Origin of the sequence: Haloplanus sp. XH21 (assembly GCF_023276355.1) — an archaeon.
Taxonomy (GTDB): domain Archaea; phylum Halobacteriota; class Halobacteria; order Halobacteriales; family Haloferacaceae; genus Haloplanus; species Haloplanus halobius.
On record NZ_JALLPL010000001.1, the window covers coordinates 563052 to 587785 of the forward strand.

Below are 24734 nucleotides of genomic sequence, written 5' to 3' on the forward strand. Positions count from 1 at the left end.
CCCACCGGTCAGTTGCCGGTCCAGCGCAACAGCGCGAGCGTCCCCTCGAACAGCGCGATCATCGTCGCCGCGACGATGATGGGCGCCATCCCCGTGGGGTCGGGGCTGATGAGGAAGGCGACGCCGAGGAACCCGCCCCAGAAGAGGAGACGGCGACCCTCCAGCCACTCCCGGGTGGTGAGGTTCATCATGATCGCGAGCATGATGAACAGCGGAATCTGGAAGACCAGCGCCATGTAGCCCATCAACACGAGGATGAGGCTGAACGTCTCCTTGAGGCCGAAGGCGACGACGGCGGTGCCGGTGGTGTAGGACGTGAAGTACGCGAAGATGGCGGGGAGGACGACGAAGTGAGCGAAGGCGACGCCGATGAGCGCCAGCACCAGACTCGTCGGCACGGCGGCGAGGTAGTAGCGGCGTTCGCGGGGAAAGAGACCGGGGCGCATGAACAGGTAGGTCTCGTAGACCGCGATGGGGAGGCCGACGACGAAGCCGGCGAGCGCGGCGACTTTGAGTTCGGTCACCAGGAGTTCGAGCGGGCCGTAGAGCCGCGGCCGGCGATCCGTGATGGTCTCCGCGCCGGGGATGTGGGAGTTCCAGAGGAAGTTGATGAGCTGGTCGGCGACGGGAAAGACCGCGAGGGCGACGACGCCACCGACGACGAGCACGACGGCGAGTCGGCGCACCATCTCCTCGATGTGTGCCGCGAGCGGCATCTCCTCGTCCGAGGCCGGCCCCTCGCCGAGGATGCCCTCGTCGACGCTGGCCGTCGACTCGGCCTCTGGCTGGGCGGTCGCTGCCGCGTCGGCCTCGGCGCTCGGTGGCGCGCTTCCCGGCGGTGCCGGCTCGTCTGCGGTTTCGGCCGCGGTGTCGTCGTCCTCGTCGGTCGTCTCCGGACTGTCGTCCGGCGCGTCCGTGTTCTCGTCGGATACCGAGTCCGCGTCATCGGTGTCGACGGCCGGTTCGAGGTCGAGTTCGGGGTCGTCGTCGAGTTCCTCGTCCGGAATGGGTGCGCCGACGGCCTCCGAGACGCTCCGGCGCTCGTCTCGGTCGAACGGGTCGTCCCGGCCCGTGTCGCCGGCCGGCGCGTACTCGTCGGGGTGGACGCTTTCGCCGTCGTCGAGGAACTCCTCGATCGAGCCGTCGACATCCGACCCGTCCGGGTCGTACATCCGGTCCGTATCGGGATCGATCTGCGTCTTCTCGTCGGCGTCGGAGCCGCTGTCCGACGGGTCGCGCTCCGACGACTCGTCGTCAGCCGCCGCCTCGGACGGCGATTCCGACTCCGATTCCTCAACCATTCACCCGACGTATTCCCTGTGCTGTTATAGGCCTTTTTCCATCGGCGTGAGCGCTGCCGACGCGCGAACGAACGCCGGGAGAGAAAAGATTGATAGCGGCGAGACGGGTTCGATGCAGTATGTCGAGCGCGCTCGATGAGGAGACCCGTCAGACGCTGGACGCCGGTCGGGAGACTGCCGGGGCGATGCTCCGGTCCGCACAGAAGGATCTCCAGAAGGTGTTCATCGTCTTCCTCGTCGGGTTCATCGGCTCGTTTTACGCCCTCCGGCTCTACGTCTGGGGCTTTCTCGAAGGCATCACGCGAGCGAAGATGAACGCCGCGACGGCGAGCGAACTCCAGATCATCGCCCAGACGCCGTTCGACGTGATCCTCCTCCAGGCGAAGATCGGTCTCGTCGTCGGCATCCTCCTCGGACTGCCGCCCTTCCTCTATTTCTCCCGCGACGCCCTCAAGGAGCGGGGCCTGTGGCCGTCCGCACCGGTCCCGCGGTGGCAGCTCGTTCTCGGCGGCCTGCTGGCGACCGGCCTGTTCCTCGCGGGGCTCACCTACGGCTATCTGGTCTTCTTCCCCGTGATGTTCGCGTTCCTCGCCAACAACGCCATCTCGGCGGGGTTTACCCCGACCTACTCCATCGTGCTCTGGGCGCAGTTCATCTTCCTGCTCACGCTCTCGTTCGGCTTCGCGGCCCAGCTCCCGCTGGCGATGAGCGGCCTCGCGTACGCCGACATCGTCCCCTACGAGACGTTCCGTGACCGCTGGCGCTACGCCGTCGTCGGCGTGTTCGCTTTCGGCGCCCTGTTCACCCCGCCCGACCCCTTCACGCAGATCATGTGGGCGATCCCGATGCTCATCCTCTACGGGTTCAGCCTCTATCTCACGAAGGTCGTGGTGACGGCGAAACGCGGAAGCCAACAGATCAGCGTCGGCACCGCCGCTCGCCGCCACTGGAACGTCATCCTCGGGCTCGCGCTCGTGGGTGGGCTACTGGCGTACGCCTTCGTCACGTGGGGCGGGCTGCCGGCCGCGAACGACCTGCTAGCGCGGCTGGGGAGCGACCGACGCCTGGCGCGGCCCGGGGCGACGCTCGGCCTCTCGCGCACCGTCGGCCTCGCTCTCTGGGCGGGGATCGGCACCCTCGCCGCGGGTGCGGTGGCCTTCATGTACTACGTCTACGCCGAACTCGAAGCGGCGATGACCCCGCGCGACATCGGCGATCCGTCGGCCATCGACCTCGAAACCCTCGACGCGGAGGGCGTCCGGGCCGCGCCGCCGGAGGCGTTCGCGGATCTGAGCGAAGACGACGCCGTAGCGATGGCGAACGAGGCGATAGACGAGGGTGAGAAAGAACGCGCGCGAGCCATCCTCGACCGGTTCGACGAAGTCGACGCGGAGCGCGAGGAGGGCGAGGGGCCGGAGGAGTCCGCCGACGGCCTGGCCGACCGGGCGAGTCGCGCCTCCGGCACGTTCCTCGACGAGTTCACCGAGGGCGAGGCCGACGAGGACGATGTCGGCGGCTACTACGCCGACATCACGTTCATCCTCGACAGCCTCACCTCGCGGGCGTTCCGTATCGCGGCGGTGTTCGGCATCGTCCTCGCGTCGACGTTCGGCTGGCTCTATACGGGCGGGATCGGACGGGTGTTCGAGCAGTTCCTCTCGCAGTTGCCGAGTCAGGTGACGCCCGAGGACATCAACGTGGTCGCGCTCCACCCGATGGAGGCACTCATCTTCGAGGTGAAGTTCTCGACGCTGATCGCCGTGATCGTGACGCTGCCCGTCGTGATGTACTACGCCTGGCCCGCGCTCCGGGAGCGGGACTTCGTCCGCGGCAACCGAAACGTCATCTTCGGGTGGGCGGCCGCCCTCGTGGTCGGTCTGTTCGGCGGGTTCGCCCTCGGCTACACCACCGTCGCGCCCACCGTAATCTCCTATCTCGTCGCCGACGGCGTGCGGGCGAACATGATTATTGCCTACCGCATCACCAACTTCTTCTGGCTCATCTTCTTCACCACCGCCGGAATCGGTCTGCTGGCCGACGTGCCGGTGCTCATGCTCCTGCTCAACACCGCGGGCGTCTCCTACCAGTCGATGCGGGAGCGCTGGCGCGAGGTGACCGTCGGGATCATGGCCTTCGCCGCCGTCGCCACGCCGGCCGACGTGATGACGATGTTCATGGTCACGATTCCACTGATGGTCGCCTACGGCGTCGGCGTCGCCGTGCTGTTCGTGGTGACGCTCGGGGGGCGGCGCAACCTCGCGCCGGAGCCGACGACGAAAGCGTAGGCCGAGATGTTCCGCGGGGAACACCCGTCACCGAGGGCAACATCGGTCTGTCAGCGGGACCCCTGTCCGGCGTGGGTGCGCGTACGGGATCATCTCAAGAATAGAGATTGCATGTATACCTGATATTTCGAGGAGAATCGAGTCGAATCGTATCGGTACGTCCGTGTGCAGTATCCGAACTCCGCCCAGTAATTCTTATCAGCTGATGTATATCGGACGTTTTATTATCGAGGAAATGTATGAATCACTACTATTTAGTGATAGTATAAAAATATCCTGGCCACTTGAGTAGTGATGGCTGAAATCGCGCGAGTATCCGGAATGTCACCGGTCGATTGGACAGAGCTGAACGTGATATCCTCCCTGGTCGGAACGTATCTCCGGTCGTCGAACGGCTCGGGAGCGCGACCCGTGAGCGGGGGCCGGCGCCGGACCGGAGACGGCCCGTCACGTGCCCTCGGGGCACCCGCGTTGACGGTCGTCGTGGTGTTCGCCGTCCTCGCGGCCGGCGTCGGGCCCGCCGCGGGTGCAACGGGCAACACGAGCACCATCGTGGTCGACGATGACCCGTCGACGGGCGAGTACGGCAGCATCGACGCCGCCGTCGCGAACGCCAGCGCCGGCGACACCATCGCCGTCCGGAACGGAACCTACGAAGAGCAGGTGACGGTCGACCGGTCGGTCACCATCGTCGCCGACGGCAACGCGACGCTCGCCGGCAGCGATACCCTCGACGTCGGTGTCGCCGTGACCGCCGACGACGTGACGGTTCGCGGACTCACCGTCCGCAACTACTCGAAGTGGGGCGTCACGGTCAGCGGGGATGCAGTACACCTGCGTCAGCTTCGAATCACAGAAAATCACGGGGGCGTCAAGTTCGCCGACACGGCGAATTCGAGCCTTCGGACGGCGACAGTGACCGGATACGAGCGGTATCAGGCTAGCGGGGTCTACGCGGTGAACGCCCGAAACGTGACGGTCAGGAACGCCACTCTCTCGTCGGACACGCATATCATCACGGACGACCTCACGTTCGACAACGTGACCGGCGGTACAATCGCCGAGACCAACGTCACCCGGAATCCGATTCACGCCGTCGTCTTACGCAACGGAACGACTGACGTGACCGTCGCGGACAACCACCTCCGTAGCTCCAAGCGCGACGCGCTGTTCGTCAATCGTAGCTCCGGCAACGTCATCGACGGCAACGTCATCGTCGGCACGGGCGAGCCGGGGGATTTCTATAACGACGAGGACGGCATCCACATCCGGGCGGCACCCAACAACTCGGTCACGAACAACCGTGTCACGGGAAGCACCGGTGACGGAATCGCCATCTCGTCGTCCACCGAACTCGCTGGCAACGTGCTGATGCACAACGCCGAGGCCGGCCTCTCCGTCTCCGGGCTGGACGACGCGGTCATCGCCAACGTAACTGCACGCGACAACGGCCACGGAGTTCGCGTCGCCAACGCCGAGAATCTCACCGTCGCCGACGCGACCCTGACGGGGAACCACGACGGCCTCACGCTGGTCAACACGACGAATGCGACCGTCCTGGGCGCACAGACGCGCGGTCACAACACCGGGTACTACATCGAGAACACCACCGGGACCCTGCTCGCCGACAGTCGCGCAGTCGACGGGGAGCAGAACAACTGGCGGACACCGCCGGGGCGCGGAGTCCAACTCGTCTCGACGAACGGGACCGACCTCCGGAACGTCACGCTCGTCGAGAACGGGAACATCGGCGTCCTGGTCAGCGGGACAGCGAACGTCACCATCGCCGACAGCAGACTCGTCAACAACCAGTACTACGGAATCCGCATCCGTAACGGCGCGAGGAACACGACCGTCACGAACACGACGGTCCGCGACCACTATGATGTCGGCATCGAGGTCACCGCCGACGGCGCGACGATTCGCGACAACCATATCGTCGACAACTACGACTACGGTATCGAGGTGACAAGCGGAGTAGCGCCCTCGTCGGTGACCGTCGTCGACAACGTCATCGAGGGGTCCGACGGGTGGGCGGGCCTGCGGAACCGCAACGGCTCGGCGCCCTTGGACGCGACGCACAACTGGTGGGGCGACGGGTCGGGTCCCGGCGGTGCCGCCGGCGGCGTGGGCACCAAGGTCATGGGCAACGTCACCGTCCGCCCGTTCTACGTCGACCGGGCGCTGACGACGCTCAGTACCGACGCCACGCGGGCAGAGCTCGCCGGCGTGCGCCTGGCGAATTACACCGGAGAGAGCCCGTCGACGGTGCGACCGTACAATCACACCCGAACGCTCAACGTTTCCCGGGTGACCTTCACCGGCAACGACTACTACGTGGCGCTGCACAACCGCACCAGCGACGGGTCGCTCTCGCCGGCCATCGGTGTCTCGACGCGACTCTCACCTGGGGTCCACGACGACATCCCGATTGACATCAACGCAACCGTCTCGGCCCGCGACGACGTCGACGCCCTCACGGAGGACGGGACCTACGTCGCCGTCGTTCACCTGGCGGACGAAGACGGACCGGGGTCGCCGCTGACGTCGAATGGCGACCCCGTGGCCGACGACGGCTACGTCGCCCTCCAGCCGATACCGAACATCACGTTCGCGAACCAGAGCGTCGTCGGCGGGACCCAGACGGTGCAGATAGACCGGCTCAACCGGACCGGAGGAGACCGGTACAAGGTCCTGATTTACGAGGACCTCTCCCCCAACGACGACACGCAAAACCTCTCGGAACCGCTCGACCGCGTGACCTGGTACGAGGAAACGAATCCGAAGACTGACGTCGAGATGGAGGTGGCCGGGTTCGGTGACGAGGTCACCGAAAACACGACGTACGTCGTCCGCCTCACGAGATGGTTCAAGTCGGAGCCCCTCGACACGCCCGTGCCCCACGCCGAGCGTGCTCGGCTGACCGTCAGACCGTACCAGAATGACATCGTCGTGGACCCCGAACCCGGCCAGGGCGATGCGAGCACCATCTCGGGGGCGGTCGCGAACGCGAGCGAGAACGCGACGATAACCGTCCGCGAGGGCGTCTACAGGGAACAGCTGACCGTCGAGAAGGACGTGACGATTCGCGCGACGAACGCGACGCTGAACGGAACGACGGTCGAGTCCTCCTCCGGCCCGAGTACGGCCATCGACCTCGGGTCGCGGGCCGCGCCGACCATCGATGGGCTCGACATCACCGGCTACGACCGGGCCATCGACGCGCGCGGGGCGGGCGGTGACTGGACCGTGACCAACGCCGTGATCACGGACACCGACGGAACGGCCATCAACGCCTATCACAGCGACCGTGACTGGCGGGTTAGCAACGTCGTCATCCGCAGTGCGAGCGGCGCAGCAGTCAACGCCACGGAAACGAGCGGTAACTGGCTCGTCCGCGACGTTCGGATCGAAGACATCCGAAACGCGACCGAGACGGCTGTCGAACCGCCGGAGCCGACCCTAAGCACCGAAGAAGAGGCACCGACAGCCCACCCCGGGCGGGGAATCGATGCCCGGCGAACCCACGGCGACTGGACGGTCGAATCCGTGACCGTGCTGAACACCACGACCGCGGTGCGTGGCTCGGGGACGGGAGCGATGCGCGTGACCGAGAGTCGCTTCGAGACGGACGTCGGGGTCAACGGGACGGTCCGTACAACCGGTGAGTCGACCACCGCAGTCGACGCGAGACACAACTGGTGGGGCGCATGGTCTGGACCCGGTGGCGAGGTCACCGGACCGGCCGGCGTCGTCGCAGACGGGGGCGGCGCGACCGTCGTCGGAGATGTCAGGTTCGCGCCGTTCTACACGGACCGCACACGCCAGACGCTCGCGCTCGGCGATGGAACCGACGACCTCACGAGCGACGGGAACGTATCGACGGCGACGGTGCCGGTCGACGTGGTCGACGACGGACCCCCCGTCGACCAAGTCTCGGTCCGCGTCGCTGCGGACGCCGCCGGGTCGGTCGACGTGACCGTGGTCGACCCGGCCTCGGTCCCCAGGGACGTGGCGACACATCCCGAGGTGAACGAGACGGTCTCAGTCGTCGACATCGCCGTTCCGGCCCCGGCCCGCGACACCGGCGGCCGGGTGGAGATGCGCATCGACCGGGACGACCTGAACCGCGCGCCCTCGACCCTTCGCATCGCCCACTACGATGCGACCGCGGGTGACTGGGAAGTGCTCCCGACGACGGTCGTCGCCACGACCAACCAGTCGGTGACCGTCGCCGCCGAGACTGACGAGTTCTCGCCGTTCGCCGTCGTCACCGGGCCGCAGCGCAGGACCGACAGCTCCGGGTCCGAGGACGAGACGGATGGGGACGGCGGCTACGCATCGGGAGGTGGTGGTGGCGGCTCGGCACCGAGCGGCGGGGAAGACACCAGCGGCCCGTCGTTCAGCGTCCGTCTCGCGAACGCCCCCGCCAACCTAACCGCCGGCGAACAGGCAGCGATCACCGCCCGCGTGACGAACGGGGGCGACGACGCGGCCACCTTCGATGCCGTCTGGTACGTCGACGACCGTCGAGTCGCACACGCGAGTCGGACCGTCGCGGCGAGCGCCACCCGGACCGTCGTCCTGAATCGCACGTTCGACGAGACCGGAACGCACACGCTCTCGCTCTCGAAGCGAGCGAACCACACCGTGACGGTGCATGAACCCGCGTCCGACGACACTGCCACGATCAACACGTCGACGGCCGCGGCGACTCGGACGGCATCACCGACCGATGTCAGAGGGGATGAGTCGTCAGCGGATGGCGGAGAGGTCAAGGCGGACAGGCAGAGCGACTCGCCGGAACCGACCTCCTCCTCAGGCCCCGGTTTCGGCGTCGTCGTCTCCCTCGTCGCGCTGGGCGTCGTCGCGCTCCGGACCTGGCGTTCCGGCTAGCGCCGACGAACTGCGAGTGTTTACTCGACCGTTCTCGATATTCACTTGTCGATCGGTCGGGGCGCGATCCTTGAGCTGTTCATCACGGCTCTCGTGGTCGTCCCGTTCGCCGGGGTCGTCCTCGGCTACACCACTGGCATCTCTTAGCTCGTCGCCGACAGCGTGCGGGCGAACACGATCATCGCCTACCGCCCCACCCTTCTTCACTACTGCGGGCGTCGGCCGCCTCGTGTGGTTCGGGGTGGCCCTCGGGGGGGCGCCGGACCCTGGCACCGAGCCGGCGCCCGGCACGGGAGACGTGATCCGAGAGCGCCTCACAGTCCGGATCAGTCCTCGACGAGCGTCAACCGAAGATCCATCACGTTCGTTCCGGTCGGCCCCGTGATCACCGCGTCGTCGACCGCCCGGAGCGCCGGCGTGGCGTCGTGCCGACGGAGGTGTGCCCGGGCGTCGACGCCCGCCCGTTCCATGCGCGAGACCGTCGTCGCGTCGACGAGCCCACCGGCGACGTCGGTCGGCCCGTCGGTGCCGTCAGTGCCGATGGCGAGCGTCGTCACCGACGCCTGATCGGCGTGAGCGAGCGCGGCGCGGAGCGCGAACTCCTGGTTCGGCCCGCCCTCGCCCGCCTCGGATCCGACCTGAACGGTGGTCTCGCCGCCCGTGATGAGCACACAGGGCGGATCGATCGGGCGGCCGTGTGTCGCCGCTTCGTTGGCGATGGCCGACAGACAGGTCGCCACCTCGCGGCTCTCGCCCTCGATCGTCGTCGAGAGGATCAGCGGCTGGTAGCCCAGTTCGGCCGCCCGGTCCCGCGCGGCTTCGGGAGCGTCCGTCGGTCCCGCCAGGACGACCGCGTGGCCGTCGACCGTGTCGGGCGTCTCGTCGATGGCCCCGTCCTGGCCACGACGGAGGTGCCGCACGACGGCCGACGGGACGGCGTCGGTGAGGTCGTGGCGTCGCAGCACGTCGAGGGCGTCGGCAAACGTCGTCGCGTCGCCGACGGTCGGTCCCCACGGCTCGCCCGCGACTTCGTCGACGACGACGAGCGTCGCGACCGTCGCCGGCGCCAGCCGCTCGGCGAGACGGCCGCCCTTGAGCGCAGAGCAGTGCTTCCGCACCGCGTTGATCTCGTCGATCGGCAAGCCCGCACGCAGGAGGACGTCGGTCGTCGTCGCGAGATCCGATAGCGAGAGGTCGTCGGCGGGGGCGGCGAGCGTGGCCGACGCGCCGCCCGTGACGAGCGCGAACACGAGGTCACCGGGACCGGCCGCGTCCACCACGGCGAGCGCTCGGCGGCCCGCAGCCAGACTCGCCTCGTCGGGGAGCGGGTGCCCGGCGTCGACGACGGACAGATTACCGAGGTCGGGGGCGCGCTGGTCAGCGGCCTTCGCCGCGACGATGCCGTCGGTGACGCGATCCTCGAGGACGGCGACCAGTTCGGCGGCGACCGCGGCAGCGCCCTTCCCAGCGCCGACGACGTACACGTCTTCGACGGCGCCGAGGTCGACGGTTCGATCGCCGACGCGGAGTCGGTCGCCGTCGCGGCGCACGGCCGCGGGAACCGTCCGGCGAGGGTGGACGGCGTCGAGGGCCGCCGTCGCCACGTCGAGGAGCGTCTCGCGGGCCTCGCGGTTGCCGTGCCCCGTGAGCGCGTCGCGGTTTCGCACCGTCGTCATCGGTCGAGCGGGGTGTCGCCCGGCGGGCCGAACGTGGCGGCGTCGCCGAGTGCCGCCTCGATTTCGAGGAGGCGGTTGTACTGTTCGGTGCGTTCGCCACGGGTGACGCCGGTCTTGATCTGCCCGGCGTCGAGGCCGACCGCGAGGTCCGCGAGCCACGTGTCGGGCGTCTGTCCCGAGCGCTCGGACACCTGGACGGCGTAGCCGTTTCGAGTGGCCATTCGTGCCGCTTCGACCGCTTCCGTCACGGTGCCGACCTGGTTCACCTTCCACAGGAGGGCGTTCGCCGCATCCCGGTCGATGCCCGTCCGGAGGCGATCGGGGTTCGTGGTGAACAGGTCGTCGCCGACGATCTGGATGTCGAGACGGTCGGTCAAGTCGGCGACGCCGGCGAAGTCGTGCTGATCCAGCGGGTCCTCCAGCGAGACGACCGGGTAGGTGTCGACGAGGTCGGCGTAGAACCCGATGAGGTCCTCGCGCGTCATCGCCTCGCCCAACAGGGCGTACGTCTCCGTCTCGGGGTCGTAGAAATGCGAGGCCGCCACGTCGGCGGCGAGGGCGAACTCCCCCTCGTAGCCACACTCCTCGATGGCGGCGAGTTCGAGTTCGAACGCCTCGCGGGGGTCGTCGATACCGATCGGGTTGTAGCCGCCCTCGGCGCCGACGTTGAGCGACGCCTCGCCGTATTCGGCGCGGACGATGTCGCCGAGTTCGTAGTACACCTCGGCGCTCCACTGCACGGCTTCCGCGACGGAGTCGGCGCCGACGGGCACCACCTGGTGCTCCTGGAAGGGGAGGTCGCCGCCGGCCAGCTCGCCGCCCTCGATCAGGTCGAAAAAGGGCAGCGGGAGGACGTGGGCGTCGGCGCCGCCGAGATAGCGATAGAGGGGGAGGCCGGTCGCGTCGGCGCCCGCGCGGAGGACGGCCAGCGAGACGCCGGTGATGGCGTTGCCGCCGAGGTTCGTCTTGGTCGGCGTCCCGTCGAGGTCGAGGAGGGTGGCGTCGATGGCGCGCTGGTCGGTCGCGTCGCGGCCGACGAGTTCGGGCGCGATGCGCTCCGTGACGTTCGCCACCGCCTGCCGAACGCCCCGCCCGCGGTATCGGTCGTCGCCGTCGCGCAGGTCGTGGGCCTCGTGTTCGCCACGGGACCGCCCGCAGGGCACGTCGGCCCGGCCGGTCCCCGTCTCGGTTTCGACGGTGACTCGCAGGGTCGGTTCCAGTCGGTTGTCAAGGATCTCTCTGGCGTGAACCGCGTCGATGGGAGCGACGGTCATCTGCGGCGTCTACGCCGGCCAGTAGCTAATAGTTACGACCGTCGGGCTTAAGCACCGCTCTCCGATATGATCAAGAGAGTACCATGAGCATATCATCTGCGAACGGCGATGGCTACCGAATGGAGGGTCGACCGTGGCCAAGATAAGCGTCGAGATCCCCGACGAGTTGCTCGCGGATCTGGACGAGCACGTGGGCGACGACGGCAAGTTCGTGAACCGGAGCGACGCGGTCAGGGCGTCGATCCGCAAGACGCTGGACGTGCTCGACGAGATCGACTCCCGACACGGTCGCCTGGAGGCTGAGGAATGAGCGCCGGGACGGGGAACGCGTCGGTCAGTCGCGTCGCGATCCTCGCGCTGTTCATCACGGCGCTCGTGACGGCGCAGTTGACGGCGGCGAAGGTGCTGGCGATTCCGCTTCCCCAGGCGCTGCCGCGGATCGGGAGCACCGTCTTCCTGCCAGGCGCGGCGCTCGCGTACGCGCTCACCTTCTTCGCGTCGGACTGTTATGCCGAGCTCTACGGCCGGCGCGACGCGCAGGTGATGGTGAACGTCGGGTTCGTGATGAACTTCATCCTCCTGGCGCTGGTGTGGACGACCATCGTCGCACCCGGGCGCGATCCCGAGTTCGGCGCGCAGTTCGCGGGCGTCCTCGCCCCCGCGACGAACATCGTCGCCGGGAGCCTCCTGGCGTATCTCGTCAGCCAGAACTGGGACGTCCTCGTCTTTCACCGTCTGCGCGAGGCGACCGACGGCGACTCCCTCTGGCTGCGGAACATCCTCTCGACGGCGACGAGCCAGGCCATCGATACGGTCATCTTCGTCGGTCTCGCGTTCTACCTCCTGCCGCAGTACGTGGGTATCGGGAGCGTGACGCCCTGGAACGTCGTCGTCGCGCTCATGCTTGGACAGTATCTCCTCAAACTGCTCATCGCGCTCGTGGACACGCCCTTTGTCTATCTGGTGGTCGGACTCGTTCGTTCACGGGCCGACAGCGAGGCGAAGGCCGCCGCCGCAGAGACGGTCGACGAGGCCTAGTCCAGGCGCTCGGCGAAGCCGAACCGCGGTTTGATGTCGTCGATGCGGATATCGACGGTGTCGCCGACATCGGCCCCGGGGACGAAAATCGTGAAGCCGTCGACATCGGCGATGCCGTCGCCCTCGCTCCCCTGGTCGACGATTTCGACGGTGAGTTCGTCGCCCTCGGACACGGGGGCCGTGAGATACCCTCTGGCGACGAGGTAGAGTTCGGACGAGGAGTCACGGGAGGCGTCCGGATGGATCGCCCGCACGTATTCGAAGGACTCCTCCATCTCGGCGCGGAGGTCCGCGAGGTCCGGGCCCTCGAACACCTTCACCACGAGGTCACCGCCCGGCGCCAGCACGTCCGTGGCGACGGTGGACGCCTGGCGGGCGAGATACACCGACCGGGCGTGGTCGACGGAGTACTCGCCGGTCATGTTGGGCGCCATGTCGGAGAGCACGATGTCGACATCGGTCTTGCCGATGGTTTCGCGGAGGCGGTCGACCGTCTCCTCGTCGGTCATGTCGCCGCGGACCGTCTCGACGGCGTCGGAGTCGAGTGGGTCGATCCGCTGGAAGTCGACGCCGACGACGGTGCCGGACGGGCCGACGGCCTCGGCGGCGACCTGTAGCCAGCCACCGGGAGCCGCGCCGAGGTCGACGACCACGTCGCCCGTGTCGAACAGGGTGGCCGTCTCGTCGAGTTGCTGGAGTTTGTAGGCCGAGCGCGCGCGGTAGCCCTCCTGTTTCGCCTTGTTGTAGTATTCGTCTTTTCCCGTCATACGTTCATCACTGACCGGTGTCGCCCGGCGGGCGTGGTGCGTGCCGTCGCGGGCGAGATGTCCGCAGTCATACCCGGAAACACGCGGTGAGCGGGGAAAGGGTTGACGACCTGCCCTGCGGACGGGACGCTCACGGTTCCACGTCACGACGGAGACCAGAGTAAGCGCATCGCTTAAGAACGCGACCCCCGGACCGGTCCGTATGTCTGAGCAAGCCGACGGAGCTGGGCGGACGGGGCCACTCAGTGATCTTCGGGTCCTCGAACTCGGAAACATCGTCGCGGGACCGTTCGCGAGTTCGATTCTTGCCGACCTCGGCGCGGAGGTCGTGAAAATCGAACGGCCGGGCGTCGGCGACGCCGTCCGGTCCTCGGGCGAGTCTGGGCGACCGATGTTCGACGCGCTCAACCGGAACAAACGCTCCATCGCCCTGAACCTCAAAGACGAGGACGACCTCGACGACCTGTATCGCCTCGTCGACGCCGCGGATGTCTTCATCGAGAACCTCGGCCGCGGCACGCCGGAACGACTCGGCATCGGGTACGAGGACCTCAGCGAGCGGAACCCCGAGTTGATCTACCTCTCCATCAAGGGGTTCCAGGAGGGACCGTACGGCACGCACGCCGGGATGGACGTCGTCGCGGAGGCGATGTCGGGGCTGATGAGCGTCACCGGCGAACCGGGGCGCCAGCCAGTCCGGGTCGGCACGTCCATCGCGGACATGGGAGCGGGCATCTACGGCGTCCTCGGGATCATGGTCGCGCTGCGGGAGCGGGACCGCACCGGCCGCGGGCAGCGCGTCGACGGGACGCTCTTCGAATCGGCGGCCCACTGGATGGGCTACTGGCTCACGTACGCCGAGGAGTACGGCCGAGACCCCGAACCGCTCGGCGCCTCCCACCCGAGCTGGGGGCTCTACGACGTGTTCGAGACGGAGGGTGGCTGGCTGTTCATCGGCGTCACCAACGAGCGCCACTGGGACGCGTTCTGTGACGCCGCGGAGTTCCCCGCACTCCAAGAGGACGAGCGGTTCGAGACGCCGGAGAAGCGCCGTGAGAACAAGGAGGAACTGTACGACGTGGTGCAGCGACGGCTCCGCGAGGAGGACCGGGAGGCGCTGTTCGACCGGCTGACGGACGCGAACGTGCCGGCCGCGCCGGTCAACCAGCCGTCCGACCTGCTGGACGACCCGGGGCTGGAGGCAGCCGGCTTCCTGGCGCGGTTCCAGCCGGACGAGAGCGAGACGCCGGAACTCCAGACGGTGCTCGCGCCGATCTCCGGCGAGGAGTTCGGGCCGACCCAGTACCGTGACCCGCCATCCGTCGGTGAACACACGCAGACGGTCCTCGACGAGTGGACTGGGGACGGGCGGGGCGACGACTGAGACGGGCTGGTGGGAGTCAGTCCCACCGGAAATCGCGTGTGACTACATTCTTAACCGTGATGCGACTTGTACGGGCATGGTCGGGTTCAAGGATCTCACGCTTCGCGAAGGCTCGCAAGTGCCCGGACTCCACATCGCCGAGGACGCGGGCACGCAGGTGCTTGACCACCTGTCGTCGCTCGGCGTCGGCCGCGTGGAAGTGTCCTTCCCCCGCGCCCACGCCCGGGAGTCCTGGTACCGGCACGCCGACGACCTGGGGCTCAGGACGGCCGCCCTCGCCCGCGCGGTGCCGGGCGATATCGACGCGGCGCTCGAGGTTGCTCCCGACGAAATCGAGGTCATCGTGACCAGTTCCGACGTGCAACTCGAACACGCCATCGGGAAATCGCGGGACGAGGCCCGCGACCTGCTCGCCGAGAACGTCGAGCGGGCGGTCGACGGCGGCGTGGACGCGGGCGCGACGCTCATGGACGCGATGCGCGCCGACAACGACTTCCTCGCGGCGACGGCCCGTGCCGCCGTCGACGCCGGCGCAAAACACGTCACGCTCGCGGACACGACGGGCGCCGGAACCCCGGAGATGGTCACCGAGACGGTCGAGGCGGTGGCGGCGGAACTCGACGACGACGCGGTTATCGCGATCCACACCCACGACGACATGGGGGTCGCGACGGCGAACGCGGCGGCCGGCGTCGACGCGGGGGCGACGGAAATCGACGCCACCGTGGGCGGTATCGGCGAACGCTCCGGCAACGCACCGCTGGAGGAGGTGGCGGTGCTGCTGACGGAGCGCGGCGACGAGGTCGGAATCGACCGCGACGAACTGGTGCCCGTCTGCCGAGCGGTCCACGAGACGCTCGGCGTCGACATCTCCCCGTCGAAGCCCGTCATCGGCGAGCGCGCGTACCGCCACGAGAGCGGGATGCACACCGCCGCGATGCTCGAAGAGCCAGCGACCTACGAACCGTTCACGCCGGATCGATACGGGGCCGAGCGGGCGCTCCTCTTTGGCGGCGATACGGGCCGGGGGGCGGCCCGGGCGCTCCTGACGGACGTGGGCGTCGAACCGACCGACGAGCGGGTGGCCGCGGCACTGGACGCACTCGAAACCGCGGCCGCGGAGCGGGGGGAGCCCCTCGACGAATCCCAGGCACGGCGGGTCGTACAGGAGCGCTGAGACGGACTGCCGTGTGTCGGGTGTGGCGGATCCCCGTTCAGATATAGTAGCCTTTGTCAGTCATCGCAGACCTGATCACCAGACGGCGTGCGATCAGGTATGCACACAGTTCCAAACGCTACTATAGCTCGGGGGCGGCTCGCTGTGCCCGCAGGGTCGCCGCCCGTCGTCGGGAGAGTCGCGGCGGCGCTCATTCCGATACGCGCGCCCGGCGCGCGCTCGCGTCAAACAGGGGGTATTTTTAACGCCCCGGGCGTACCACTCAATACATGTTCAAGGCCATCGTGAGCGCGTCGACGCTCCGGGATGCCCTCGACTCCGTGAGCGTGTTGGTCGACGAATGCAAGGTACGGCTCAACGAAGACGGCCTGGCGATCCGAGCGGTCGATCCGGCCAACGTCGGGATGGTCGATCTCTCGCTCGACGCGGCGGCGTTCGAATCCTACGAGGCCGACGGTGGCGTCATCGGCGTCAACCTCTCGCGGCTCGAAGACATCGCCGGGATGGGGAACGCCGGCGACCTCGTCCACCTCGAACTCGACGAGGAGACCCGGAAGCTCCACATCCGAATCGACGGGCTCTCGTACACGCTCGCGCTCATCGATCCCGACTCGATTCGGCAGGAGCCGGACATTCCCGATCTCGACCTCCCGGCTGAGATCGTCGTCGAGGGGAACCAGCTCGGCCGCGGGATTACGGCCGCGGATATGGTGTCCGATCACATCAACCTCCGCGTCGACGAGGAGACGGAGACGTTTCACATCGAGGCCGAGGGCGACACCGACGACGTCGACCTCAAGCTCGGCGAGGACGACCTCATCGCCCTCGAAGCCGGCCCGGCCGACTCGCTGTTCTCGCTCGACTATCTGAAGGACATGAACCGCGCCATCCCCGGCGACGCCGAAGTCACGATCGAACTCGGCGAGGAGTTCCCGGTGAAACTCCACTACGAGTTCGCCGAAGGACTGGGACAGGTGACGTTCATGCTCGCCCCGCGCATCCAGAGCGAGTAGTCGACCCGCCGCTCACGGTTCCTTCTCTCGACATTCCGCCCGCGAGCAGCCGCCACGAGAGCGCGGTCGGTGCCACCATCACACCGCAACGATTATATTCTATTCCTCTTTCTCGTTCGCTAACTGTCAGCAATAATCACAAAATATACGTAACTGTTATCCCCTCAGGCCGAAATTTGCGAAGGGTTTATACGTATACCTCACTTACTAATGTTCAAGGAAGGTTACTGGGTCCGGTTCCCTCGCGCCGGACACCCGTGACACCGTTAATCATCATGACTGAAACACGCACCTGGACGAGCAACGAGACGGATATTAGCACGACGGAAACCGAACACGCCGACGAGAGCACTGAAGAGACGCGCAAACACCGCTGTCCCGAATGTGGCGGCTCACTCGTCAGCGACGAGGAACACGGCGAGACGGCCTGTGCCGACTGTGGCCTCATCGTCGAGGCCGACGAGGTCGACCGCGGCCCCGAATGGCGCGCCTTCGATTCGAGCGAACGCGACGAGAAGGCCCGCGTCGGATCGCCGACGACGAAGATGATGCACGACAAGGGTCTGTCGACCACCATCGACTGGCAGGACAAGGACGCCTACGGCAACACGCTGAACTCGAATCAGCGCGAGAAGATGCAGCGGCTCCGCACCTGGAACCGCCGGTTCCAGACCCAGAACCACAAGGAGCGAAACCTCCGACAGGCGCTCGGTGAAATCGACCGCATGGCCTCCGCGCTCGGCCTCCCGGACAACGTCCGCGAGACCGCCAGCGTGATCTACCGCCGGGCGCTCGAAGACGACCTGCTCCCCGGCCGCTCCATCGAGGGCGTCGCCACGAGTTCGCTCTACGCTGCTGCCCGACAGATGGGCGTCCCGCGAACCATCGACGAGATGGCCCGCGTCAGCCGCGTCGACGAGGAAGAGTTCAAGCGCACCTACCGCTACGTGGTGCGGGAACTCAACCTCGAAGTCGCCCCTGCGGACCCCGTGAGCTACGTCACCCGGTTCGCCTCGGACCTCGACCTCTCGGACGAGGCCGAACACCTGGCTCGAGAGATGCTCGAGGCCGCGAAGGACCGCGCCGTCCACAGCGGGAAGAACCCGGTCGGCCTCGCGGCGGCCGCCGTCTACGCGGCCCCCCTGCTCACCAACGAGCAGGTCACCCAGCAGGACGTGAGCGAGGTGGCCGACATCTCGGAGGTCACCATCCGTAACCGCTACCGCGAACTCCTCGAAGCCTACGAGGACGAATCGCAGGCCGTCCCGGCCTGACGACGGCGCTGCCCGGAATCCTTTTACGCGAAAGCGCCCTATCAAAACGCAGTTATGGGAATGGGTTCGGATATGTACCGACAGCAGATCCTCGACCACTACAAGAACCCCCGCAACCACGGGGAACTCGAGGATCCAACGTTCTCACACGTCGGCGAGAACCCGTCGTGTGGCGACACGATCAAGATGGACGTCCGTCTGGCCGACGACGGCGAAACCATCGACTACGTGAGTTTCTCCGGTGACGGCTGTGCCATCAGTCAGGCGAGCGCGAGCATGCTGACTCAGCAACTGCCAGGAACCACGCTCGACGAACTGGCCGAGATGGACCGCGACGACATCGTCGAGATGCTCGGCGTCGACATCAGCCCCATGCGGATCAAATGCGCCGTTCTCGCCGAGAAGGTGGTCCAGGACGGCGCGAAGATCCACGAGGGCGAACTCGAAATCGACGAAACGACGACCGAAGACTAGTTACTCGGGGACGAGACCCGCGTCCTGCACGCGCATCACGGCTTCACCGTCGGCCAGGTTCGGCGCGTCGACCAGACGGACGATCCGCTTGTCACCCTTGGATTTCCGCAGGTACATCCGGAACGTCGAGGTGTGGCCGAGGATGTTGCCACCGATCGGCTGGGTCGGATCGCCGAAGTAGGAGTCGGGGTTGGAGGCGACCTGGTTGGTGACCAGCACGGCGGCGTTGTAGAGGTCACCGATGCGCATCAGGTCGTGGAGATGCTTGTTGAGTTTCTGCTGACGGTCGGCGAGTTCGCCACGGCCGACGTATTCGGCGCGGAAGTGGGCCGTCAGGGAGTCGACGCTGAGCAGGCGAACGGGCCACTCGCTGTCCTCGTGTTCGCTCGCGAGTTCCTTGGCCTTCTCCGCGAGCAGGATCTGGTGGTTGGAGTTGAACGCCTTCGCGACGTGGATCTTGTCGAGAACGTCGGTGACGAGTGCCTCCATCGCCTCCTCGTCGCCGGGCGAGCCCTCAATGCCGCGGTCGTCCATCGTCGCCTGGATGATCTCGTCGTCCAGCCCCCGAACCATGTCGTCGATGCGCTCGGGGCGGAACGTGTCCTCGCTGTCGACGAAGATGGCGCTGCCACGGAGGCCGCCGTACTCGGTCGGGAGCTGGACGTTGACCGAGAGCTGGTGGGTGACCTGGGACTTCCCGGCGCCGAACTCGCCGTACACCTCGGTGATGGACTGGGTCTCGACACCGCCACCGAGGAGTTCGTCGACCGCGGGGACGTTCCAGGTGAGTTTGCCGATCTGTTCGCGGCGTTCGAGCACGGCCGCTCCGCTCTCGAACCCGCCGATATCCGCCGCATCGCGGGCCGCGTTGATGATGTCGCTCGCCGTCGACTCACCGATGTCGGCCGTGTTGGAGAGTTCGGCCGGACTGGCGACGGCGATGCTCTGATAGCTTTCGAAGCCCGATTCGACGAGTTTGTCCGCCGTCGCTGGCCCCACACCCGGAAGGTTCTCGAGGTCGTCTTCTGCCATGGACTCCGCTTGTGCCCCTCCGCACATAAAGCCTCGTTAACACCACGGTGGAAGTGAAACACGCCGACAGCGTGGCTACCGATGACACACTGGGCCGAGGTTCAAACGGAGTGGCGCTACCCCCAGGGGTGGCCGTCGCCGTCGGGCCACAGCGGATACCAGTAGCGTTCGTCGCTCTCGACGTCGAGTTCGCCGTCGAGGACGGACTGGAGTTTGAACTCGACGCCGTTGTCCCGTTCGCGATCCCCCTTCGGGGCGAAGGGGTAGTACGCGCCGCGGCGGAAGGAGTAGATCCAGTAGGCGCGGGTGTCGTCGCGTGGGCGGACGAAGCCGAACACGGCCGCCAGGAGGCGCGAGCCATATCCCCGTTCGACGAACGTGTCCGCCGCGAAGTGGATGCTCGTCACCAGGTCCTCGGGGTCGTCGTCTTCGAGGACGACCCAGTGGTAGCCGTGGTCGTCCTCGTGGCGCCGGAACGTCGTGCCCGTATCCTCCTCGCCCGCGTGGAGGATGGTCTCCACCTCGTCGACGGCGTCGGCGAAGTCGGTGCTGTCGACCGCGGAGAAACAGAGCGCCGCGGCGTCGACGGGGGCGAAGTCGAGTTCCGCCTCCATCGTGAGATACGCCGTGCTCATGCCGAACAGATCCTCGGGATCGGCCTCGCGGGTCGCGTCGGATTCGGCGCGCAGACCGAGCGCCGAGCGGAGCGAGTCGAACAGCCCCATCTATCGCCGCTCCAGTTCCCCCTCGAGGTCGCGGAGGCGGTCGACGCGCTTCTCGGTCGGCGGATGCGTCGAGAACAGTTTGCCGACGACGCCGCTCCGGAGCGGGATGACGAAGAACGCGTTCATCTCGGACTGTTCGCGCAGGTCCTCGCTGGGCACGTCGTCCATCCGTCCCGATATCTTCAGGAGCGCGGAGGCGAGCGCCGATGGCTGGCCCGTGATGGCCGCGGCGCCGCGGTCGGCGGCGTACTCGCGGTACCGCGAGAGCGCCCGGATGAGCAGGAAGGAGATGATCCAGACGACCAGCGAGACGAGGACGGCGACGACGACGCCGCCCCCGCCCTGTCGGTTACGACCGCCGCCGAACAGCCATCCCCAGCGGACGACCATGAAGGCGAGCGTCGAGAGGAAGGAGGCGATGGTCATCACCATCACGTCCCGGTTTTTCACGTGGGCGAGTTCGTGGGCCACGACGCCTTCGAGTTCCTCCTCGTCGAGGGTTCGCAACAGCCCGTCGGTGACACAGACCGTCGAGTGTTTCTGTGATCGCCCGGCTGCGAAGGCGTTCGGCATCTGCGTATCCGCGACGGCGACGTCCGGTTTCGGGAGGTCGGCCTGCTGGGACAGTCGACCGACCATCGCGTGCAGACGCGGGTACTCGTCCTCGTCGACGCGACGGGCGCCCATGCTGTACAGCGCCAGACGGTCGCTGAAGAAGAACTGCCCGAGCGAGAACAGCCCCATCACGAGGACGATGCCGAGAAGCCCGATCCCCATCTGCGAGAGGACGGCGATGAAGACGATGTAGAGGAGAAAGAGGAGAAACATGGTCAGGACCATGCGGCCCCGCAGTCCCCAGTCCGGTTTCCACTGCATACCCGAAGGTACGCGCCGCCGCAGGTAAACATATCGTCGCCGGGGGCGAGCGGCGCGCTCGAAGTCGCTCAACCGCGGGCGCTTCGCGGGGCTTAACCACGCCGAGCGCCTACCACGCGGTAATGAGCGATTCCGAGTCACGGGAGTTCTGTCCCCGCTGTGGCGATCCGAGACCGGTTCGCGACGAACCGCTTCCGGGTGCGCCCCGCGACCGGGACCGACTGCTCTGTGACGCCTGCTACTTCGAGGACTTCGATATGGTCGACGCCCCCGACCGGATCGAGGTACTGGTCTGTTCGGGGTGTGGCGCCATCCAGCGGGGCAACCGCTGGGTCGACGTCGGCGCCCGCGACTACACCGATGTCGCCATCGACGAGGTGAGCGAAGCGCTCGGCATCCACCTCGACGCCGAGGACGTCACCTGGGCGGTCGACCCCGAACAGGTCGACGAGACGACGATCCGGATGCACTGCCAGTTCACGGGCGTCGTGCGCGAGACACCGCTGGAGGAGTCGGTCGTCGTCCCCGTCAAGATCGGTCGCGGGACCTGCGACCGCTGTGGCCGCATCGCCGGCGGCTACTACGCGAGCACCGTCCAGGTGCGAGCGACCGACCGCACGCCCACGCCCGAGGAGCGCAAGCGGGCCGTCGAAATCGCGGAGAGCCACGTCGCGGACCGCGAGGGCGACGGCGACCGCGAGGCGTTCGTCACCGAGGTCAAAGAAACCGACGAGGGACCGAACGTGAAACTGTCGACCAACGGCCTCGGCGAGGAGGTGGCCCGCCGCATCACCCGCGAACTCGGCGGCACTCACGAGAGCTACCCCACCCTCGTCACCGAGGACGGCGACGGCAACGAAGTGTACCGCGTCACCTACGCAGTGCGTCTGCCGAAGTTCGCGCCCGGCGACGTGATCGCCCCCAACGACGAAGACGGTCCCGTTCTCGTCCGGAGCGTGAGCGGGAACCTGAAAGGCGTCCGTCTCGACTCGGGCGACCCCTATGAAGCGCGCTTCGAGGAGGAGATCGCCGCCCGGCGCCTCGCCACCAGCGACGACGCCACCGAAACGACGGTCGTGACCGTCGAGGACGACCACGCCGTCCAGGTGCTCGACCCCGAAACCTACGCGGCGAAGACGATCCCGCGCCCCGATTTCTTCGATCCCGACGCGGAGACCGTGCCCGTCGTCAAGACGCGGGCCGGCCTGCACGTCCTGCCCGAGTAATCGGCCGGCGCCGTCGCGGCGTTACCACACGTCCGACAGCGGGTGATCGTCACCGGCGTCGGCGTCGGTGTTGTCATCGCCGGTGTCGTCGTCAGCGTAATCGTAATCACGAGCCTTGCTCTGCGACGCCGCGCTACCGCCCGACTGTCGCCGACGGGTGCGGCCCGACCGTCCGTTCGGCGTCGCCGCCATCCCGTCCAGCGCGGCGGCCGGATCAAAGGTCGGCAGGTCCGGCCGCGAACACCGGTCGACGGCGTCGGCGAACCAGTCCGGCATGTCGCCGCGGGCGCGGTCGAACAGGTCGAGCAGGCTCGCATCCGCGAGATACGTGGCGCCGTGGTCGTCCGGCGCGCGGACGATCCGTCCCGCGGCCTGGATCACCGTCTGTAGCGCGGTGCGGTAGTACCAGGCCCACTGGCCGTCTTCGAGGCGGCGGGCCACCCGCGAATCGGACGTGTTGAGATACGGCGCCTTACAGAGGACCTGCCAGCGCGCGAGGTCACCGCGCAGATCGAGGGCCTCCTCCATTTTCACCGAGAGGAAGAGCGTGGGGTCGCCGCTCGCCTTCCACGATTCGAGCGCCTGGTCCCGGTCCTCCCGGTCGTGAGTGCGCACGCGGGCGCCGACGCCGAAGTCGTCGAGGCGGTCGGCGAGTCGGTCCTGAATCGCGTAGGAGTGGCAGTGAACGAGACCTTTCTCGTTCGGATGCTGGGCCATCAGACGGACGAGGAGGCGCGCCACGTCGGGCAGCGTCTCGTCGCGGTGTTCGTAGGTCATCTTCCCCTGGGTCACGTCGTAGAGCAGGCGGTTGTCGAGGGGGAAGGTGTGAGGCACGTCGACGAGGGCGACGTTCGCGGGGTCGAGACCGACGCCCCGGCAGAACGACGCCTTATCGAGGATGGTCGCCGAGAGCAGCGCGAACGCGTTGCCGCGGTCCCAGACGGTGTGGTGTAGGTATCGCTCGGGGTCGAGCGGTTTGATCGTGATGGGCGTCCCCTCGCCGTCGGGTTGGTCGACGACCCACGTCGTCGTGCTCGTCGGGTCGCGGTAGTCCGAGACGAACCACTTGAGCTCCGAGCGGAGGTCCTGCAGGCGGTCCCGGCGCGCGGCCTCGGCGGGCGTGAGCTCCGCGCTGGCGGCGAGATCCGACGCGGCCCGTTCACAGACGCCGGCGAGCGTCTCGGCGAAGCGCGCCGTCCGGTCCACCGGATCGTCGGCCCCGGCCACGTCGGGAACGCCCACGTCGTCCCAGACGGGCACCGTCGCCGGACGCAGGTCGACGGTGGCGTACATCTCGGCCCACTCCGCGAGGCCGTGAGCCTCGTCGATGACCACCACGTCGCGCTTGCCGAACACCTCGGAGCCAGCGGTCTGCATGAAGTAGGCGAGCGTCATCGCCGCGATGGATCGGTTCGAGGCGATGGCGCGGTCGGCGTAGTACGGACAGCGGTGTTGGATCGAGCAGTCGTAGCCCGACTGGCGGGCACAGGGAGCGCGGTCGACCGGCGTCGTCGACTCGTCGGGAAGAATACAGGTGTAGTTGCTCTTGCCTCGGATCACGTTGAGGTCGTCGAGCAGATCGTCTTCGGCCACGTCGTCGAGCTGTGACACCTGGGGCGTGGTGTAGTAGGCGTCCGTCGCGTCGGCGGGGTCGGCCTCGTCGGGCGTGCGGGCGGCGCCCGCGATGGCCCTCGCGAGGAGGGACTTGCCGCTCCCGGTCGGCGCGCGCACGAGCACCACGTCGTTGTCCGCGGCGAAGGCGTCGCGGATGGCTTCGAGGGCCTCGCGCTGGTTACCGCGGAACGAGGGGGCGGGAAACGCAGACGGAATGCGGTCGGGGTCCACGGTGGTGACTGCTGGTGGGAGAACTAAACTATTCGGACAGCGCCGCCACGTCGTCGGCGGTCACCTCGCGGTCGTCGGGCAGTTGCTCGATGCAGTCGAAACAGAGGAAATACTCGGTGCCGTCGGCGAGTTCGAGCGTCATGCCGCCAGTCGTCTGGGCGTCGAACGTCCAGAGGTTGGCGATCCCCCCCGCGACGGGGACCTCCTTCCCACAGCCGCCACAGGGGTCGGTGCTCATCACCGGATGGAGGTGGGCGAAGCGGGAAAGTCCTGTGGCTGCCAGTCTGGCGGCGCGGGCTACTCGTCCCGAAGCCGTTCGAACTGATCGAGGAGGGCGTCGGTGGAGTCGCCAGCGTCGTACGAGAGGGTCCCTCTGAACTGCGACCGGTCGTCGTCGGACTGGACGTCGACCTGTCCCGTTTTCTGTGCGCGACGTTCGTGTTCGGCCTCGTCATAGGCACCCATTGACAT

20 protein-coding genes are annotated in these 24734 nt (G+C 67.4%); 10 read left to right on the forward strand and 10 right to left on the reverse strand.

What is annotated here, in order from left to right; genetic code table 11:
- Positions 1-8: 8 nt before the first annotated feature.
- On the reverse strand, positions 9-1301 hold the full coding sequence (gene tatC / locus MXB53_RS02990) for a twin-arginine translocase subunit TatC (RefSeq protein ID WP_283102225.1): 1293 nt from the start codon (positions 1299-1301) through the stop codon (positions 9-11).
- 119 nt (positions 1302-1420) lie between these two features.
- Between tatC (MXB53_RS02990) and tatC (MXB53_RS02995) the strand changes: the two genes are divergently transcribed.
- On the forward strand, positions 1421-3586 hold the full coding sequence (tatC, locus tag MXB53_RS02995; RefSeq protein ID WP_248895724.1) for a twin-arginine translocase subunit TatC: 2166 nt from the start codon (positions 1421-1423) through the stop codon (positions 3584-3586).
- A 351-nt stretch (positions 3587-3937) separates the two neighbouring features.
- Positions 3938-8482 (forward strand): right-handed parallel beta-helix repeat-containing protein, encoded by a 4545-nt coding sequence (locus MXB53_RS03000; protein ID WP_248895725.1) that lies wholly within the window; start codon positions 3938-3940, stop codon positions 8480-8482.
- 326 nt (positions 8483-8808) lie between these two features.
- Here MXB53_RS03000 and MXB53_RS03005 read toward each other — a convergent pair whose 3' ends face one another.
- Together MXB53_RS03005 and eno are read right to left on the reverse strand one after the other, a co-directional pair.
- Positions 8809-10158 (reverse strand): glycerate kinase type-2 family protein, encoded by a 1350-nt coding sequence (locus MXB53_RS03005; RefSeq protein ID WP_248895726.1) that lies wholly within the window; start codon positions 10156-10158, stop codon positions 8809-8811.
- Positions 10155-11432, reverse strand: coding sequence for a phosphopyruvate hydratase (gene eno, locus MXB53_RS03010; RefSeq protein WP_248895727.1), 1278 nt, complete (start codon positions 11430-11432; stop codon positions 10155-10157). The genes MXB53_RS03005 and eno overlap by 4 nt, the downstream gene beginning before the upstream one ends.
- Positions 11433-11565: 133 nt before the next feature.
- Between eno and MXB53_RS03015 the strand changes: the two genes are divergently transcribed.
- Together MXB53_RS03015 and MXB53_RS03020 are read left to right on the forward strand one after the other, a co-directional pair.
- Positions 11566-11742: a ribbon-helix-helix domain-containing protein gene (locus tag MXB53_RS03015; protein WP_248895728.1), complete on the forward strand. Its 177-nt coding sequence runs from the start codon at positions 11566-11568 to the stop codon at positions 11740-11742.
- On the forward strand, positions 11739-12470 hold the full coding sequence (locus MXB53_RS03020; protein WP_248895729.1) for a queuosine precursor transporter: 732 nt from the start codon (positions 11739-11741) through the stop codon (positions 12468-12470). Before MXB53_RS03015 ends, MXB53_RS03020 begins: the two co-directional genes overlap by 4 nt.
- Here MXB53_RS03020 and MXB53_RS03025 read toward each other — a convergent pair.
- The gene (locus tag MXB53_RS03025; RefSeq protein WP_248895730.1) at positions 12467-13237 is read right to left on the reverse strand and encodes a 23S rRNA (uridine(2552)-2'-O)-methyltransferase; all 771 of its coding nucleotides are present in this window, start codon (positions 13235-13237) and stop codon (positions 12467-12469) included. The two genes, MXB53_RS03020 and MXB53_RS03025, sit on opposite strands and share 4 nt — an antisense overlap.
- A gap of 202 nt (positions 13238-13439) precedes the next feature.
- Here MXB53_RS03025 and MXB53_RS03030 point away from each other — a divergent pair, with 202 nt between their 5' ends.
- From MXB53_RS03030 to sufU, 5 genes are all read left to right on the forward strand, one after another.
- Positions 13440-14621 (forward strand): CaiB/BaiF CoA transferase family protein, encoded by a 1182-nt coding sequence (locus tag MXB53_RS03030; RefSeq protein WP_248895731.1) that lies wholly within the window; start codon positions 13440-13442, stop codon positions 14619-14621.
- Between the two features lie 76 nt (positions 14622-14697).
- Positions 14698-15798 (forward strand): LeuA family protein, encoded by a 1101-nt coding sequence (locus MXB53_RS03035; RefSeq protein ID WP_248895732.1) that lies wholly within the window; start codon positions 14698-14700, stop codon positions 15796-15798.
- 269 nt (positions 15799-16067) lie between these two features.
- Positions 16068-16811: a DNA polymerase sliding clamp gene (locus tag MXB53_RS03040; RefSeq protein WP_248895733.1), complete on the forward strand. Its 744-nt coding sequence runs from the start codon at positions 16068-16070 to the stop codon at positions 16809-16811.
- A gap of 275 nt (positions 16812-17086) precedes the next feature.
- Positions 17087-18085, forward strand: a complete 999-nt coding sequence (locus MXB53_RS03045) for a transcription initiation factor IIB (protein WP_248895734.1) — start codon at positions 17087-17089, stop codon at positions 18083-18085.
- A gap of 54 nt (positions 18086-18139) precedes the next feature.
- On the forward strand, positions 18140-18559 hold the full coding sequence (gene sufU, locus MXB53_RS03050) for a Fe-S cluster assembly sulfur transfer protein SufU (protein ID WP_248895735.1): 420 nt from the start codon (positions 18140-18142) through the stop codon (positions 18557-18559).
- Here the strand turns inward: sufU and radA are convergent, their stop codons facing one another.
- The 3 genes from radA to htpX all read right to left on the reverse strand — a co-directional run bounded on the left by radA (position 18560) and on the right by htpX (position 21192).
- Complete coding sequence (gene radA, locus MXB53_RS03055; RefSeq protein ID WP_248895736.1) at positions 18560-19591, reverse strand: DNA repair and recombination protein RadA; 1032 nt, start codon at positions 19589-19591, stop codon at positions 18560-18562.
- Between the two features lie 116 nt (positions 19592-19707).
- Positions 19708-20316, reverse strand: a complete 609-nt coding sequence (gene pspAB / locus MXB53_RS03060) for a PspA-associated protein PspAB (RefSeq protein ID WP_248895737.1) — start codon at positions 20314-20316, stop codon at positions 19708-19710.
- The gene (gene htpX / locus MXB53_RS03065; protein WP_248895738.1) at positions 20317-21192 is read right to left on the reverse strand and encodes a zinc metalloprotease HtpX; all 876 of its coding nucleotides are present in this window, start codon (positions 21190-21192) and stop codon (positions 20317-20319) included. It lies immediately after the preceding gene.
- A 122-nt stretch (positions 21193-21314) separates the two neighbouring features.
- Here htpX and MXB53_RS03070 point away from each other — a divergent pair, with 122 nt between their 5' ends.
- Positions 21315-22418, forward strand: coding sequence for a 60S ribosomal export protein NMD3 (locus tag MXB53_RS03070; RefSeq protein ID WP_248895739.1), 1104 nt, complete (start codon positions 21315-21317; stop codon positions 22416-22418).
- Between the two features lie 21 nt (positions 22419-22439).
- Here MXB53_RS03070 and MXB53_RS03075 read toward each other — a convergent pair whose 3' ends face one another.
- The 3 genes from MXB53_RS03075 to MXB53_RS03085 are packed head-to-tail and all read right to left on the reverse strand — an operon-like array spanning position 22440 to position 24734.
- A complete protein-coding gene (locus tag MXB53_RS03075) occupies positions 22440-24263 on the reverse strand; it encodes a helicase C-terminal domain-containing protein (RefSeq protein WP_248895740.1) in 1824 nt (607 codons plus the stop codon).
- 28 nt (positions 24264-24291) lie between these two features.
- Positions 24292-24501, reverse strand: coding sequence for a DUF7561 family protein (locus MXB53_RS03080; protein ID WP_248895741.1), 210 nt, complete (start codon positions 24499-24501; stop codon positions 24292-24294).
- A gap of 59 nt (positions 24502-24560) precedes the next feature.
- On the reverse strand, positions 24561-24734 hold the full coding sequence (locus MXB53_RS03085) for a DUF5786 family protein (RefSeq protein ID WP_248895742.1): 174 nt from the start codon (positions 24732-24734) through the stop codon (positions 24561-24563).